This window comes from Desmonostoc vinosum (genome assembly GCF_059505385.1).
The window spans coordinates 1-15,829 of sequence record NZ_JCACKM010000154.1; the positions used below are offsets into that span (position 1 = coordinate 1).

At 43.8% G+C, this 15,829-nt stretch carries 14 protein-coding genes and 1 pseudogene; 11 read left to right on the plus strand and 4 right to left on the minus strand.

What is annotated here, in order from left to right:
• A pseudogene (locus AC5JMF_RS21535) lies at positions 1-227 on the plus strand (hypothetical protein); the annotation flags it as partial.
• Here AC5JMF_RS21535 and cbiT read toward each other — a convergent pair.
• Positions 219-821, minus strand: coding sequence for a precorrin-6Y C5,15-methyltransferase subunit CbiT (gene cbiT, locus AC5JMF_RS21540; RefSeq protein ID WP_495797752.1), 603 nt, complete (start codon positions 819-821; stop codon positions 219-221). The pseudogene AC5JMF_RS21535 and the gene cbiT sit on opposite strands and share 9 nt — an antisense overlap.
• Before the next feature lie 225 nt (positions 822-1,046).
• Between cbiT and AC5JMF_RS21545 the strand changes: the two genes are divergently transcribed.
• Entirely contained in the window at positions 1,047-2,444 is a 1,398-nt protein-coding gene (locus AC5JMF_RS21545; protein ID WP_495797753.1) for a serine/threonine protein kinase, read from the plus strand.
• A gap of 273 nt (positions 2,445-2,717) precedes the next feature.
• Positions 2,718-2,894 carry a twin-arginine translocase TatA/TatE family subunit gene (tatA, locus tag AC5JMF_RS21550; protein WP_495797754.1) on the plus strand — a complete coding sequence of 59 codons (177 nt, stop codon included), beginning with the start codon at positions 2,718-2,720 and terminating at the stop codon, positions 2,892-2,894.
• Positions 2,895-3,283: 389 nt separating this feature from the next.
• Here the strand turns inward: tatA and cphA are convergent, their stop codons facing one another.
• A complete protein-coding gene (gene cphA, locus AC5JMF_RS21555; RefSeq protein ID WP_495797755.1) occupies positions 3,284-5,989 on the minus strand; it encodes a cyanophycin synthetase in 2,706 nt (901 codons plus the stop codon).
• A 172-nt stretch (positions 5,990-6,161) separates the two neighbouring features.
• Positions 6,162-7,025 (minus strand): cyanophycinase, encoded by an 864-nt coding sequence (locus AC5JMF_RS21560; protein ID WP_495797756.1) that lies wholly within the window; start codon positions 7,023-7,025, stop codon positions 6,162-6,164.
• Positions 7,026-7,782: 757 nt separating this feature from the next.
• Here AC5JMF_RS21560 and trmD point away from each other — a divergent pair.
• From trmD to larB, 6 genes are all read left to right on the plus strand, one after another.
• Positions 7,783-8,481, plus strand: coding sequence for a tRNA (guanosine(37)-N1)-methyltransferase TrmD (trmD, locus tag AC5JMF_RS21565; protein ID WP_495797757.1), 699 nt, complete (start codon positions 7,783-7,785; stop codon positions 8,479-8,481).
• 262 nt (positions 8,482-8,743) lie between these two features.
• Positions 8,744-9,229: a 2-C-methyl-D-erythritol 2,4-cyclodiphosphate synthase gene (ispF, locus tag AC5JMF_RS21570; protein ID WP_495797758.1), complete on the plus strand. Its 486-nt coding sequence runs from the start codon at positions 8,744-8,746 to the stop codon at positions 9,227-9,229.
• Between the two features lie 98 nt (positions 9,230-9,327).
• A complete protein-coding gene (locus AC5JMF_RS21575) occupies positions 9,328-9,789 on the plus strand; it encodes a hypothetical protein (protein WP_495797759.1) in 462 nt (153 codons plus the stop codon).
• Between the two features lie 10 nt (positions 9,790-9,799).
• The gene (locus tag AC5JMF_RS21580; RefSeq protein ID WP_495797760.1) at positions 9,800-10,405 is read left to right on the plus strand and encodes a PIN domain-containing protein; all 606 of its coding nucleotides are present in this window, start codon (positions 9,800-9,802) and stop codon (positions 10,403-10,405) included.
• Positions 10,406-10,427: 22 nt separating this feature from the next.
• Positions 10,428-12,218 (plus strand): ABC transporter substrate-binding protein, encoded by a 1,791-nt coding sequence (locus tag AC5JMF_RS21585; RefSeq protein WP_495797761.1) that lies wholly within the window; start codon positions 10,428-10,430, stop codon positions 12,216-12,218.
• Between the two features lie 62 nt (positions 12,219-12,280).
• A complete protein-coding gene (gene larB, locus AC5JMF_RS21590) occupies positions 12,281-13,060 on the plus strand; it encodes a nickel pincer cofactor biosynthesis protein LarB (RefSeq protein ID WP_495797762.1) in 780 nt (259 codons plus the stop codon).
• A 13-nt stretch (positions 13,061-13,073) separates the two neighbouring features.
• Here the strand turns inward: larB and AC5JMF_RS21595 are convergent, their stop codons facing one another.
• Complete coding sequence (locus AC5JMF_RS21595; protein ID WP_495797763.1) at positions 13,074-13,907, minus strand: Rpn family recombination-promoting nuclease/putative transposase; 834 nt, start codon at positions 13,905-13,907, stop codon at positions 13,074-13,076.
• 123 nt (positions 13,908-14,030) lie between these two features.
• On the opposite strand from AC5JMF_RS21595, the gene AC5JMF_RS21600 reads away from it, so the two are divergent.
• Complete coding sequence (locus AC5JMF_RS21600) at positions 14,031-14,237, plus strand: hypothetical protein (protein WP_495797764.1); 207 nt, start codon at positions 14,031-14,033, stop codon at positions 14,235-14,237.
• Positions 14,238-14,385: 148 nt separating this feature from the next.
• Complete coding sequence (gene argH, locus AC5JMF_RS21605; protein WP_495797765.1) at positions 14,386-15,777, plus strand: argininosuccinate lyase; 1,392 nt, start codon at positions 14,386-14,388, stop codon at positions 15,775-15,777.
• Positions 15,778-15,829 lie beyond the last annotated feature (52 nt).

The following is a 15,829-nucleotide window of genomic DNA, read 5'->3' on the forward strand; positions in this document are numbered from 1 at the left end:
GGACTGGGGACTGGGGACTGGGGACTGGGGACTGGGGACTGGGGACTGGGGAATTCATAATAATTTATTCTTCTCCCTCCCCTCCTCACCTCCCGGTTGGTGAGTTTCGGCTACGCGGCAATCGAGCGAAGTCGAGATTCAACTACCGCAAAGTCGAACCACATCTCCCTCATCCCTCCACTCCCTACTCCCTACTCCCCACTCCCCACTCCCTAGATTTAGTCTAGTTTCTCACCACTGAGGATGAAAATGGGATCGGCAGCGGTAAAGGTTTGCGAAAATCCGCGCGTTTCTAAACGGTTGACCGCAGATTGAACAACTTCTATATTTCTAGCCCTTAATTGAGAAAAACTTTGGGAAATAGCATACAGACTTTCTAGATTAGCAGCTGTGGCGACAACCCGGCCTGAAGGTGGTAAATAATGCCATGCAGCTTGCAAAATTTCTTGAATCGGTCGTCCTCCTTCAATACAAACGCGATGGGGGGCAATTTTCAGGTCATGTAAACACTCTGGCGCACTACCTTCAACTACCTCAACATTGTTGACCTCAAAAAGATCGCAGTTGCGCTTGATGAGGTTGGCTACTTCTTCATCCCTTTCTACAGCAATAATCCGTCCGTTAGGACACAGCAACCCCACCTCTACCGGAATAGTACCTGTACCCGCGCCAATGTCCCACAACACGGAATCAGGTTGGAGTCGTAGTTGAGCAATCAACAGCAGTCGAACTTCTCGCTGACTTAAAGGAATTCCTGGCAAATGCTCAAATAATTCATCAGGAATACCAGGAGTAATGTAAGGCCAAAGTTGGGAAGGCATATAATACTGATGCGTAATTCGTAATTCGTAATTCGTAATTCGTAGTTAATACACACGGGAAAAGGCTTGCTCCAAGCTATTTTCAAGAATTTACCTTCATTACTCAAATAATTCTTTCTTCCCCTATTTGGTAGAACTACGCAATTATACTAAAGATATCGGCTTGCCAAAGTACAAGCTATAAGCTGTCGAAGAATTTCAAACTTAGCGTTATCAGAAATCATAATGCTTGGAGCAATCTTAGGCGATCGCTATGAAGTTAAGCAACAGCTGGGCAAAAAGGCTGGACGGCGAACTTTCGTAGCTCGTGACTTGAAAACTCAGGAGTTAGTTGTTGTCAAATTACTCTCTTTTGGCAGTGATTTTGAATGGGATGATCTCAAGCTGTTTGAGCGGGAAGCCGAAACTTTAAAATCTTTATCACATCCCTCAATTCCTCGCTATTTAGACTATTTTGAGGTAAATTTGTCCGCAATTAAAGGATTTGCCCTAGTACAAACTTATATCTCAGCGCAAACTTTAGAGCAATACTTACAAGCTGGGCGGACTTTTACAGAAGCGGAAGTCAAACAACTAGCTCAAGCACTTTTAGAAATTCTGATCTACTTACATGGGTTGCATCCGCCTGTCATCCACCGTGATCTTAAGCCTAGCAATATTTTATTAAAAGAGCGTTCTGGTAATAGTGTTGGTCAAGTCTATTTGATAGATTTTGGCTCGGTACAGACAGCCCTCGCCGCCGAAGGTGGTACTCGAACAGTAGTGGGAACATATGGTTATATGCCACCGGAGCAATTTGGTGGACGTACCGTTCCTGCTTCTGACATTTATAGTTTAGGCGCAACCTTAATTTACCTGATAACGGGTACTCATCCAGCCGATTTACCCCAAAAGGATTTCCGCATTCAATTTGGGCAAATGGCGGCTCATTTGTCTCCAACTTTTACACGCTGGTTGAGCTTGATGAGCGAACCCAGTTTAGAAAAGCGTTTTAGTTCTGCTGTTGAAGCAATAAAAGCTCTAGATCAACAGTTATTTCAAAATACTACTTCTTTAACTGTTGGCAAACCAGCTGGTAGCAAAATTCAACTAACCAAAAATGGGGAATCACTGGAAATTCTCATTCCACCAGTTGGTTTTCAACTTTCAATGGTATTCACAGGTTTTTTTGCACTTGCTTGGAATTCGTTTATTACCACCTGGACACTTGGCGCTCTTGTTGTTCCTTTTCCCATCAATATTCCCTTTGTTTTATTCTCACTTCCTTTCTGGGGTATTGGTTTGTCCATGGTGTATAGAATTTTCTTTGCTTTATTTGGCTGTACCCGCCTACGTCTCAATCAACAGCAAATAAACTTAACTTCGGAATTCTGGGGAATAGAATTTCATCGTTCCCGTTCATCACCCAGAGAAGATATTATCAAGCTAGTTTATGTTCCCAAACACTTTACAAAAGACTCTGATGGCAGCCAAACTAGAGTCCCAGCACAACTAGATATTTGGGCAGGAATCAGAAAATATCAAATTGGTGGTGATAATGGCGGTATTCAATCGGAAACAGAACTGGAATGGTTAGCTCATGAATTAAGCGATTGGTTGGGTATACCAGTTACTAGGGAATAGGGAATGGGGACGTGGTGAGTCCAGTGCTGCGGGAGGGTTTCCCTCTGTAGGCAACTGGCGAACCCATAAGGGGGACGCAAAGAAAATTTCTCCCTCATCTCCCGGTTGGTGAGTTTCGGCTACGCGGTAATCGAGCGAAGTCAAGATTTAACTACCGTAAAGTCTTACTCCTAAGCTTAAGCAGGCTACGCGTAGCGTTTCGCAGAGAACCACATCTCCCTGCATCCCATGTATGTCTATAGTTAATTACAGATACTTTTAGAGGTAAGTTATATGCTTTTTGGACTAGGATGGCCAGAAGTGGGTGTAATTGCTATTGTTGCGATTCTAATTTTTGGCCCGAAAAAAATCCCTGAGTTGGGAAACGCACTAGGCAAAACCCTACGAGGTTTTAAGGAAGAACTGAAAACTCCCAGTGAAGAAACAAACACAGAAGATGAACAACGATAGTCAAGAGTCAACAGTCAACAGTCAAGCATCAAGATTTAAAAACTTTTGACCGAACAAAGCAAAAGTAAAAAGCGCAAAGTAGGCAGTGTCGGTTTCCGTCCCGCCTAACTTTGTAAGATGGCGTGGTTTCCCCCATGAACAACTGCCGTCAGTTCGGAGGAAACCCAAAGAGTGACTTTGCGCTAAATACCCATTACAAAACTTAATTACGTTAGCGTTAGCGTTAGCGTTAGCGAAGCGGTAGCGAGTCCTCGAGCGTCAGCGGTAGCGACACAGAAGCGTCGCGTCATTACGAATTACGTTAGCGTTAGCGAAGCGGTAGCGAGTCCTCGAGCGTCATTACGAATTACGAATTATTTAAGACTCCCTGCCCCCTTTCCTCTTTTTGACTACAGTAGGGTGTTGATTACGGAAGAAGGTGCAACCCCATTTTGAGAGTCTAAAACTGTTGTAGTGGGATTTGGTTGGTGCGTTTCTTCTTTGACTACACCACGAACTCTAATTAATTTGATGGCGCGGGTGACGCTTTCTGGCAAAATTACTACTAGGCTGTTGTCGGGAGCCATGTCTAAGGCTTTGTTAATCGCTTGGGTTTCATCCAAAACTGTTTCATAACGACAGTTGGTTTTAATTTGGGTGATGCCTTGAGTAATCAAAGTAGAGGCTGAACCTCTAGGACGTCCTCGTGTATCGTCATCTTCTTTAATAATGATGTAATCAAAGATTTCTGCTGCCAGTTTACCCAGGGTAACAAAATCTTCGTCACGGCGATCGCCAGGGCCACCAACTACGCCAATGCGCGGCCCTGTAGTCCAGTTACGCACGAAAGCGCCTACAGCTTCATAACTAGCAGGGTTGTGGGCATAGTCTATCAAGGCGTGGTAGTTCCCCAAATTAAATAGATTCATCCGTCCTGGGGTTTGACTCACAGATGCGCGAAATGTCTTTAACCCAGCACGAATTTGCTCAATTGTGACGTTTTGTACGAAGGCTGCCAAACTTGCTGCTAGGGCGTTGGCAATCATGAATGGTGCCCGCCCACCCATTGTTAAGGGGATATTTTCCGCTCTTTCGATCCGGTGTGTCCAATCGCCTTTGACAATTGATAAATAGCCGTTTTCATATACTGCTGCTACTCCTCCCTTTTGAATATGCTTTCGCACTAATTCTGAATCATGGTTCATGGTGAAGTAAGCAATATTTGCTTTAGTTTTTTCTGCCATGGCAGCGACGCGGCGATCGTCGGCGTTGAGTACTGCATAACCATCAGGGAATACAGCTTCCGCAACTACGCTCTTGAGGTTGGCTAACTGTTCAATGGTATCTATATCACCTATCCCTAAGTGATCAGCGGCTACATTTAATACTACACCTACATTTGCTGTTTCAAAGCCCAATCCAGAGCGGAGAATACCACCACGAGCTGTTTCTAACACTGCAACTTCTACTGTGGGGTCTTGTAAGATGAGGTGGGCACTTTGGGGGCCTGTATTGTCTCCAGATTCTATTAAGTAATCCCCGATGTATGTTCCATCTGTAGTTGTATAGCCTACTACTTTCCCAGTCTGTTTATAAATATGTGCAAGCAGGCGGGTAGTAGTAGTTTTACCATTAGTGCCCGTAACGCTGAGGATGGGAATTTGGCTGGATTGTTCATTGGGGAACAGCATATCCATGACTGCACCCGCAACGTTGCGAGGAATACCCTGACTGGGGGCAACGTGCATCCGAAAACCTGGGGCAGCATTAACTTCTACAATCACGCCATCGACCTCTCGCAAAGGACGGCTAATATCTGAGGTGACGATATCCAATCCGGCGATATCTAAACCAATATTCCTTACCACCCGCTGTGCCAGCCAAATATTTTCTGGGTGAATCTCGTCGGTGCGGTCTACAGCAATACCGCCTGTACTCAAGTTTGCTGTTGCCCGCAAGTAACAAACTGTACCTTTGGGTGGTACACTATTGAGGGTATAGCCTTGTCTTTCTAATAGTTGGTAGCTAGTGCGGTCTAATTCAATCTTGGTTAAAACGTTGTCATGTCCTTCGCCACGATTGGGATCTTGGTTGGTTTCTTCAATCAGTTCAGCGATGGTAGATCTGCCATTGCCAACGACGTGAGCTGGCACACGTTCGGCAACTGCTACTACTTTGCCATCTACTACTAGTACTCGATGATCTCGCCCGACGTAATACCGCTCGATGATGATTGAGCGGGAAACCTGTCTAGCAGCCTCATAAGCGGCTTCAGCTTCTTCCCAGGTTCTAATATCAATGGTGATACCTCTTCCATGATTGCCATCTAGCGGTTTGATGACGATGGGATAGCCGCCAACATATTCAATGGCTTCTTCTAAATCATCCAAGAAGTTAATTACTGTACCTCTGGGTACTGGTACACCTGCGGCAGCGAGGATACGTTTGGTGGCTTCTTTGTCGCAAGCTAGTTCTACTCCCAAAATACTCGTGTTGCCGGTCATGGTTGCCTGCATCCGCTTTTGGTTGACGCCATAGCCTAGCTGAATCAAAAAGCGCGCTCCCAGAGACATCCAAGGGATGCTTCTTTTTTCTGCTTCTTTGACGATTGCTTCTGTAGAGGGGCCTAGCGAAGCATCACGCCAAAAGTCTTTTAAGTCTTGGATGTCTTGCTCTAATTCTGCCTTGGGATAACGACCTCGATCAACAATACTTTGGCATAGTCGCACCGCTGCTCGTCCAGCGTAGCGTCCGGCTTCTTCATTTTGGTACTCAACCACTACTTGGTAGACTCCGGGGGTGGCGGTTTCGCGGGTACGCCCAAAACCCACGTGCATTCCAGCCAATTCTTGGAGTTCTAAAGCTACGTGTTCTACGATATGGCCCATCATGGTGCCTTCTCGCACCCGCATCAGAAAACCACCGCGACAGCCAGGGGAGCAATAGTGACCCTCCAGACTGGGCAGTGCCTCAACTAATCCTTCGTAAAAGCCGGGAATTTCATTCGAGGGCGTCTCGGCAAGGTTTTCTAAATCGAGGCGCATGACGATCAGCTTGTGGCGTCGAATGCTCCAGTAATTAGGGCCGCGTAAAGTCTGGATCTTGAGGATTCTCATGGGAATAGGGTAGATGGAGATTCGGAACCAAAATTCTAGTTTCTTACTGGAATTGACCGCTAAACTGTTCACAGCAAACAGTTTTTTCTTTTTACATGGTATTCTTGTGATTGTTCGCCAACAAGAAATCAGTGTGCGGTCAACTCAGTGTACCCTCAGATACTCTATCCCGTCAGCTGGAGATGCGGTGTACAGCAGGCAGTACAGTCCGCTGGTACAGGTGGAAGCGATCGCCATAACTGAGGATATGCAAACGTAAATTATGGACGGTGAGTGGTTCATTAGCACCGACATGTGGTTCGTTAGTGTGGGTGACTTCTGTGGGATCAACAATTGTGACACTACCTTTACCCATGACTTGTAACCAACCATCCCGTTCAAATACTGCACAAGTATCTTCATCAATTCCAATACCTAAACGATCAGGATGAGCCGCAATCGCGCTAATCAGTCGCCCCATACGATTACGGTTGTGAAAGTGCTGGTCAACAATCACTTCAGGGATAAATCCCAAACCCGTAGCCATATCGACTAAAGAACGATTTGGCGTCTCACCACTACCACCACCAGCAATCATGTGATGACCCATGACTGCTGCACCTGCACTAGTACCTGCGAGAGTCAGTTGTCCAGCCCTTACCCGTTGCCGGATAATTTCCATCGCTGGCGTGTCTGACAATACACCACAAAGGCGTAGTTGGTCTCCTCCTGTCAAAAAAACTCCACTACAGGCTTCTAAGGATGCTTTAATCTGGGAGGCTTCACACTGTTCCCGCTCACGAATGTCTAGGATTTCAACTTTGTTAGCACCCATTTCTTCAAAGATCCGAATATACCGACCACCGATGATAGCGGGTTCGCGAGATGCAGATGGAATAATTGTAATATGGGCCTTACTAGCACCAGCACGACCAAAAAAAGTTCGCAGAATATCGCGTCCGTGAACTTTATCTTCTGCGCCTCCGATAACCAGGACGGCGGTTTTAGTTGCTTGGGGTGTCCTCATTTCCAGCGATTTAGCTTTTAGTTGCGGCATTGTGTTTCTCCTGTCAACAACTTCAGGAGCCATCGCTGAAGACGGGTTCCCGGCTTGTGGCGAATGGCGTGTGAATTTAAAAAGGTTCAGTTACCTGGTGATTTTTGCGCTTTGGTTTTTCGGGAGAACACTTTTTTGAAGTTTGTAGTGGATGCTTGTACCACTTTAGACTTCTTGCTTGACGCATACGATGCCTCATTGTTCATGTGTCCGTTGCTTGATCCCCAAAGCTAGGGCCTTGTTATTTCCCTATCCACTTTTGCCAGTTCGGCAAAGTAGTGGTTGAGGGACTGGGGGAAGACACTTTTGTATGGAGGTATCCTCCGCTGTTGTCGGTTTGGCGAAGCCATTCCGGTTTGTCAAAAGTGTTCCCATAAATATCTACAAGGCGGTTGCTCGTAGAATCGGTTAGCATCAATCTGCTCGTAGGATAGAAAATGTTCGTTTCCTTAGAGAAATTTGGCACCAATTTTCCCCTCTGTGATTGGGGCAAGCAGACCTTGACACGTTTTTTCTGAGGCTGGCTCGATGCATCCTGGAAGTTGTTAACTTTATTCAGATTATTAATTTAAATGTAGTTGTGACAATATTTAAACATAAATTAAGTAATTAGAAAAACTTTTGATTCCACCAAAATCCAAGAGTTCTGGTACCTTTAGATACTATTGATAAAATTTATCGTAGTTATACCTAACAATGGCTTCTGGTGTTTGCTAGACATTCAACTTAAGATTAGTGTCCTCGAATACGAATAACTGTGCGCTTTGATATAGTTACGCTTTTTCCTGACTGTTTTACCTCTGTTCTGAGTTCTGGTTTAATGGCTAAAGCCTTGGCTAAACAGATTGCTCAAGTGCATCTGATTAACCCACGGGACTTTACCACTGACAAACATCGAAAAGTAGACGATGAACCCTACGGTGGCGGTGTAGGGATGCTGATGAAGCCAGAACCGATTTTTGCGGCTGTCGAATCACTACCTAAGTTACCCCGCCAGGAAGTTATTTTAATGAGTCCACAGGGGCAAACAATTAATCAGCCTTTATTGCGAGAATTAGCAACTGATTATGACCAAATAGTAGTAATTTGTGGGCATTACGAAGGAGTAGACGAGAGGGTATTGCAATTGGTAACGCGTGAGGTGTCTTTGGGTGATTTTATTCTCACAGGTGGGGAAATCCCAGCCATGGCTTTAATTAATGGTGTTGTGCGGTTGATCCCGGGAACTGTGGCCAAAAAAGAATCCCTAACAGCAGAGAGTTTTGAGGAGGGTTTATTGGATTATCCCCAATACACGCGCCCAGCCAATTTTCGCGGTTTAAAAGTACCGGAAGTATTGCTCTCTGGAAATCATGCCGCTATCGCCCGGTGGCGTCACGAACAACAAATCCAAAGAACACGCGATCGCCGTCCCGATCTCCTGGAAAAATGGGAACAGGAGAAGCGGGGGGAGTAGGGAGTGGGGAGTAGGGAGTGGGGACTGGGGACTGGGGAGTGGGGACTGGGGACTGGGGACTGGGGACTGGGGACTGGGGACTGGGGACTGGGGAAGACGCAAAGATGGGGGGACGCGGTGAGACAGCGAGTAAAGGAGGGTTTCCCTCCGCAGGCGACTGCGTTAGCGCAGCGTTAGCGAGCTTGCGAGCGTCACCCGAAGGGGGACGCGGAGAATAATTAATAACAAATGACAATTCCCAATAACAAATAACAAATAACAAATGACTAAAATTCGTATTGGTAACGGCTACGATATTCACCGCTTGGTGAGCGATCGCGCTTTGATTTTAGGTGGAGTCCAAATTGCCCATGAACTCGGTTTATTGGGGCATAGTGACGCGGATGTGCTAACTCATGCGATTATGGACGCTATGCTAGGGGCCTTATCTTTGGGGGATATTGGTCATTATTTTCCACCTAGCGATCGTCAATGGGCAGGAGCAGACAGTTTAATGCTATTAACTCAAGTAAATCAGCTCATTCTAGAGCAAGGCTGGCAAATAGGAAATATTGACTCGGTAGTAGTAGCAGAACGCCCAAAATTAAAACCTCATATCCATAAAATGCGCGACAAATTAGCCACTGTTTTAGAATTACAACCAAATCAAATTGGCATCAAAGCGACAACAAATGAAAAACTAGGCCCCGTTGGACGCGAAGAAGGTATCTGTGCTTATGCTGTAGTTTTGCTAGTAGCTTGTGAGTAACTTTTCTTTACTACATCAGCGAAGTTAGTTAGCGATCGTTAGGATGGAAATTAAAGCTTGCTTACAGATCACCAAAGTTAATGTAGTCAGATAAAAAAATGTTAGCTACCAACTTAGAAAAAGTAGATCGTCCTGATTTGGCCGTTTTAGATAAAGACGGACAAATTGTTCTGATAGCTGAAGTTGAAGGTTTTCCATATGACTTGAAAAAGTCAGAATTGAAAAATAATGTGATCTGGCGACTGATTGATTACCTGCAAGCAGCAACAACATTAGTCCCCTTTGCAATGCTTGTATATATAGAAAATATTGAAATATTTATGTGGGATGGGAAAAATTTATCAGACCCGATTCTCAGTCTTAACACAGCTGATATACTGAGTCACTACGAGCCAGATTTTAACAACATACAAGTGTTTAGTCTTTATTTGACAGGTTTAACAGAAGCCTGGATAAGTGATTTAGCTTATCACTGGGACTCAGAAATACCACCAGCATCGAAAGAGATAGCAGATATCGGTCTATTACAGCGCTTAGAGGGTGGTGCTATTCAAGTTTAGGTAAATTCTAGTGGCAATACTTTACATTGAAACTAATTTTTTAATGGGAATTGCTAAAGGTCAAGACCCACAAGCAGAAGACTTACTAAAAAATACACCATCCTCAATTCATCTAGTGATACCTAGCATATGTTATGTAGAAGCTATGACAACGCTCGAACAAGAAGAAAAATATAATCTAGACTTTCTTCATAGGTTAAAAATTCAAATTAACGAAGCAGAACGAGAACAAATTTCGCAAAATGCCAAAAGATTAGTTTCTCGGTTAAGGCAATGTCAAGTAATGTTAAATAAACGAACTAACGAAATTGAGCAACGTTTTTATGCAACTTTTCATAATTTATCTAATAAAGCGGAAATGATTACATTAAATCATGATATTTTACAAAGTATTTTAAACAGAAATATTTTATCAAAACACGCTATAGATAGACTGATTTTGGAGTGCATAATTTATCATGCGCGTTTGCATACTAGTGAAAACAAGATATTTTTAAGTGCGAATACTAAAGAATTTGGTAAGCGTGAAGTTAGAGAAATTCTCCAAAATAATAGTATTCAATATTTCAGTAAAACACAAAACTTTCTTGGATGGTTACAATCTCAGTCAAATTAATTTCACTATTTAGTTATCAGCTATGAAATTCTTTAACAAAAATTCTTCAATTAAGCGGTTTTGGCTACCGATAATTCTGGCAGTTGTCACAGCCTTAACAGTTGCTGCATGTAACCCAGCTAGATTTAAAGTTAAAGCAGCGCAAGTACCGCAACTAATCACCGCTGTTTTAGGCGAGCCTTCGACTTTTAACTCAGCATTAAATGAGACTTTATACAGCGTTTTTGGCTTTCTCTATGACTCATTAATGGTGACAAATCCTTTCACTACCAAATTAGAGCCTGGTTTAGCTGAATCCTGGGAAATTTCTGAGGATCAAAAGCAGATTGTCATTACCCTCCGAGAAGGATTGAAATGGTCAGATGGTAAGCCAATGACGGCTGATGATGTGGTCTTTACTTACAACGATGTTTATCTTAATCCCAAAATTCCTACTCCTACTAAAGATGCTTTAAAAATTGGCGAAAAGGAAACTTTACCAAAAGTAGAAAAGCTGGATACTCGGCGAGTTAAATTTACTGTACAAGAACCTTTTTCTCCTTTTTTGAGATTAGTAGGTGCAATAGATATTTTGCCTGCACATATTCTACAAGAAGCAGTTAGGACAACTGGATCTGACGGTAATCCCAAATTTATTTCTATGTGGGGAACAGGCACTAAGCCAACAGAAATTGTGGGGAATGGTGCCTATGTAATGGAAAGTTATGTCCCCAGTCAGCGAGTGATATTCCGGCGTAATCCCTATTACTGGCGTAAAGATGCTCAAGGTAATCCTCAGCCTTATATTGAGAGAATTGTTTGGCAAATTATTGAATCAACTGATAACCAATTGATTAGTTTTCGCTCTGGACAATTGGATGATTTAGAAGTAGCTCCAGAAGGTTTTAGTTTGCTGAAACGGGAGGAAAAACGAGCTAAGTTTAAAATTTATAATGGTGGCCCGGATACAGGTACAACTTTTATATCTTTCAATCTTAATAAGGCAAAGAATGCTCAGGGTAAGTTTTTGGTAGACTCCATCAAGTCTAAGTGGTTCAACAAAAAAGAATTCCGCCAAGCTATAGCTTATGCTCTTGATCGCGAAACGATGAAAACAAATGCTTTTCGTGGATTAGGAGAATTACAAAACTCATTCGTTTATGTCAAAACTCCATATTTCCTGCCACCAGAAAAAGGATTAAGAGTTTATAATTACGATCCAGAGAAAGCTAAGCAATTACTTCTGCAAGCCGGATTTAAATATAATGCTCAAAATCAGCTTTTAGATGCAGATGGTAACCGAGTTAGATTTACACTTTTAACAAATTCGGAACGCAAAGTTAGAGGTGATATGGCGGCGCAAATCCAACAGGATCTAGATAAAATTGGGATTCAAGTTGACTTGCAAATTATGAGCTTTAATGCATACATAGAGAAGTTGAAAGTTACTCAAAATTGGGATTGTTATCTTGGTGGGTTTGGTGGTGGTGGTATTGACCCTCACAGCGCTAGTAATATTTGGAGAATTGCTGGTGCATCTCACGCATTTAATCAAGGGCCACAACCTGGAGATCCACCGTTAATTGGTTGGGAAGTTTCTGATTGGGAGAAGGAAATTGATCGCCTTTACATTAAAGGCGCACAGGAATTGGATGAAAACAAACGTAAAGAAATTTATTACGAATATCAGCGAATTGCCTCGGAACAGTTACCGTTTATCCATTTAGTAGAGCGGTTGAACCTGCAAGCCGTGCGCGATCGCTTCACCGGCATTAAGTACAATGCTCTAGGTGGCCCATTCTGGAATCTTTACGAACTCAAAGTAACTAATTAGTCAAGAGTTCAGTCGTCAGTGAATAGCCTGACAACTGATAACTAATAACTGAAAAATGAAAAATGACCGAAGAAAAAGCTTTGCGATCGCTTCTAGAAGCGGTTGCCCATGGTAATGTAACGCCAGATGTGGCATTAGGCAAACTCAAAGACTTAGCTTATGAACCTGTAGGTGAGTTTGCCAAAATTGACCATCACCGTAGCCTCAGAACTGGTTTTCCCGAGGTTATCTGGGGCCTTGGCAAAACTTCTGAGCAAATCGCTCAAATTATGGAAGTGATGCGCCTGCGTAACTCAGTAGTCATGGCGACTCGCATTGAACCACTAGTTTACGCGGCAGTGCAACAAAAGGTTAGAGGTTTGCGGTACTATGAGTTGGCGAAAATTTGTGCGATCGCTCCTTTGGTAATTGAACCCCAATTTGCAGGTATAATTAGTATTCTCTCTGCCGGCACTGCCGATTTACCTGTAGCTGAAGAAGCAGCAGTTACCGCTGAACTATCTGGTTTTCAAGTCCAACGCCTCTGGGATGTCGGCGTTGCCGGAATTCACCGTTTACTAAATAATCGCCACATCATTGAGTCAGCATCTGTGTTGATTGTCGTAGCAGGGATGGAAGGTGCTTTACCCAGCGTCGTAGCTGGTTTGGCAGATTGTCCCGTGATTGCTGTTCCCACCAGCGTCGGTTATGGCGCAAGTTTTGGTGGGTTAGCACCATTATTGACAATGCTTAACTCTTGTGCTGCGGGAGTAGGGGTTGTGAATATCGATAATGGCTTCGGTGCAGCAGTTTTAGCAGGGCAAATTTTACGGACAGCGGATAAATTAAAGAGGTTGAGCTAGAAATGAGTACGCTTTAAGAGTCAACCTCTGTAATCTTAATTTGCTCAATCTGTTCTACCGATAACCCTGTCACTCTCGCTACCACATCAACAGATACTCCCTCGCGTAAAAGATTTATCGCAACACGGTGAACGCCTTCTTCAATACCTTCGGCTCGACCTTCGGCTCGACCTTCGGCTCGACCTTCTTCTCGACCTTCTTCTCGACCTTCTTCCTTAGCTTCAGCTTTGAGTGCTTGATAAGTTACTGATTCTTGCATAAGTTCTTTTCGCAGCAACTGTTGAATAATATCTTTATCTAATACTAGCCCAGCGAGAATATACGCTGATGCTGTGACATTACTTTGGATACGTTGGTCGCTAATGCTAGAAATTTCTTGAGCCACCTGCCTTAATGTTTCAGTACGGTTTTTTGTATTACTTAATACTGCAAATGGTAACAATCCTGAACATTGTAAGAATACGTTTGTTGGTTGTTCCCAAAGACGAATAACTTGGAAACGGTGAATAGTTTCTTCGAGGGTGAATGTAGTCTCATGCACCAATTCTGAATCAGTTTTTTGCAGATAAATTACCACTTGGTGCATTCGCTTGTGAGGAAAACGGCGATACACGCGTAAGCGGTAGTCAAGCATCCGAAAAGGAATATTTGCTTGAGGCTGAGTTTGAAATTCCAGATGCAGTACGACTTCATCGGATTGAAGTAGTATTAATGCATCAGCACGAATCGGCTCTAGAGAGAGTTCGGAGGGACTTAACTTAGTTAAAGTTATGGGTTCCCCTAATAGCCAGGTGGCAAAATCACTGGCAAAAGTTTCTACAAGAAATTTGCATACATTATCAAACATAAGAGGATTTTATCAAGTAGCGGTACGATAGTTGCTTTCAATAGCTTTGATTTCCAGTAGTTTTTTACTGGACATGTTCTACAAGTAGAGGTTATGACATAAAGGTCTTTTCGAGAATTATGTATGAACTACTACAGTGATTTGATATCTCAGTTACTTTGGCATTTGCCTGTAAACTTAACTTGGCTGGCCCAAACAATTCACGATCCAAACGTTGTAGGCCAAATTCAAAAAACTTGGAGTCACTTTGTCCAAACAGGTCAAGTTTGGGCCCTATTGATTGGTTTGGTCATTGGCTATATCATTCGGAATCTTACCAGCTACGGTTGATGTTTGTGGGAATGGGGAAATCAAAAGAGGCAGAGAAGCAGGGTGCGGGGAGCAAGGGGGAGATGTATGTGTAATCTTCCCCCTGCTCCCTGCTCCCTGCTCCCCCAGTCCCCAGTCCTCATTACCCCTAATCCCCAGTCCCTCATCTATGACCAAAGAACAAACTTGGAGTCAGCGATTTGAATCAGCGTTACATCCGGCGATCGCTCGTTTTAACGCTAGTATAAATTTTGATATTGAATTAATTGAGTATGACCTCACTGGTTCTTGGGCCCATGCCAAAATGCTTGCTCATACGGGTATTATTTCCCCTGAAGAAGGAGAGCAGCTAATTGCAGGTTTAGAACAAATTCGCCAAGAATACCGCCAAGGAAAATTTCACCCTGGTATCGATGCTGAAGATGTCCACTTTGCAGTGGAACGGCGATTGACAGAAATTGTTGGCGATGTGGGTAAAAAACTGCACACCGCGCGATCGCGTAATGACCAAGTAGGCACAGATACTAGACTTTATCTGCGCGACCAAATCGCACAAATTCGCCACAAATTGCGGGAATTTCAAACTGCCTTAATAGATATAGCCGAACAGCACGTAGAAACCCTAATTCCTGGATATACCCACCTCCAACGCGCCCAACCCTTGAGTTTAGCCCACCATCTTTTGGCATACTTTCAAATGGCGCAACGTGACTGGGAACGTCTGCAAGATGTTTCTCGCCGCGTGAATATCTCGCCACTGGGTTGTGGTGCTTTGGCAGGAACTACTTTCCCTATCGACCGCCACTACACAGCCGAACTCTTGAAATTTGACAATATATATGCTAATAGCCTTGATGGAGTGAGCGATCGCGACTTTGCGATCGAATTCCTTTGTGCTGCTAGCTTGATTATGGTACACCTCAGTCGTCTTGCAGAAGAGGTAATTCTTTGGTCGTCTGAAGAATTTCGCTTTGTCACCCTAAAAGATAGCTGTGCTACTGGTTCCAGCATCATGCCCCAAAAGAAAAACCCCGACGTACCCGAATTGGTGAGGGGTAAAACGGGACGCGTATTTGGGCATCTCCAAGCTTTGTTGGTGATTATGAAGGGTTTACCCTTGGCATACAACAAAGACCTGCAAGAAGATAAAGAAGGTCTATTTGATAGCGTTAACACAGTCATAGCTTGCCTAGAAGCTATGACAATTTTGTTAACAGAGGGCTTAGAATTTCGTACTCAGCGCCTAGCAACAGCAGTAACAGAAGACTTTTCCAACGCCACCGATGTTGCAGATTATTTAGCATCACGGGGCGTTCCTTTCCGCGAAGCTTACAATATAGTCGGTAAAGTGGTTAAAACCTCCATTGCCACAGGTAAACTTTTAAAAGATTTGACGTTAGAAGAGTGGCAACAACAGCATCCAGCATTTGCAGCAGATATTTATGAGGCGATATCTCCCCGTCAAGTTGTAGCTGCACGCAACAGTTACGGTGGTACTGGTTTTACACAAGTATATCAAGCACTACTTGCAGCCCATAAATTGCTTGAAGGGACTGATTAGGGACTGGGGACTGGGGACTGGGGACTGGGGACTGGGGACTGGGGACTGGGGA

Bases quoted from the DNA above. Each gene is read 5' to 3' on its own strand.
- larB (WP_495797762.1), top strand. From the start codon at position 12,281: ATGACCGAAGAAAAAGCTTTGCGATCGCTTCTAGAAGCGGTTGCCCAT.
- AC5JMF_RS21585 (WP_495797761.1), top strand. From the start codon at position 10,428: ATGAAATTCTTTAACAAAAATTCTTCAATTAAGCGGTTTTGGCTACCG.
- AC5JMF_RS21595 (WP_495797763.1), bottom strand. From the start codon at position 13,907: ATGTTTGATAATGTATGCAAATTTCTTGTAGAAACTTTTGCCAGTGAT.
- ispF (WP_495797758.1), top strand. From the start codon at position 8,744: ATGACTAAAATTCGTATTGGTAACGGCTACGATATTCACCGCTTGGTG.
- cphA (WP_495797755.1), bottom strand. From the start codon at position 5,989: ATGAGAATCCTCAAGATCCAGACTTTACGCGGCCCTAATTACTGGAGC.
- argH (WP_495797765.1), top strand. From the start codon at position 14,386: ATGACCAAAGAACAAACTTGGAGTCAGCGATTTGAATCAGCGTTACAT.
- AC5JMF_RS21575 (WP_495797759.1), top strand. From the start codon at position 9,328: ATGTTAGCTACCAACTTAGAAAAAGTAGATCGTCCTGATTTGGCCGTT.
- cbiT (WP_495797752.1), bottom strand. From the start codon at position 821: ATGCCTTCCCAACTTTGGCCTTACATTACTCCTGGTATTCCTGATGAA.
- tatA (WP_495797754.1), top strand. From the start codon at position 2,718: ATGCTTTTTGGACTAGGATGGCCAGAAGTGGGTGTAATTGCTATTGTT.
- AC5JMF_RS21600 (WP_495797764.1), top strand. From the start codon at position 14,031: ATGAACTACTACAGTGATTTGATATCTCAGTTACTTTGGCATTTGCCT.
- AC5JMF_RS21545 (WP_495797753.1), top strand. From the start codon at position 1,047: ATGCTTGGAGCAATCTTAGGCGATCGCTATGAAGTTAAGCAACAGCTG.
- AC5JMF_RS21560 (WP_495797756.1), bottom strand. From the start codon at position 7,025: ATGCCGCAACTAAAAGCTAAATCGCTGGAAATGAGGACACCCCAAGCA.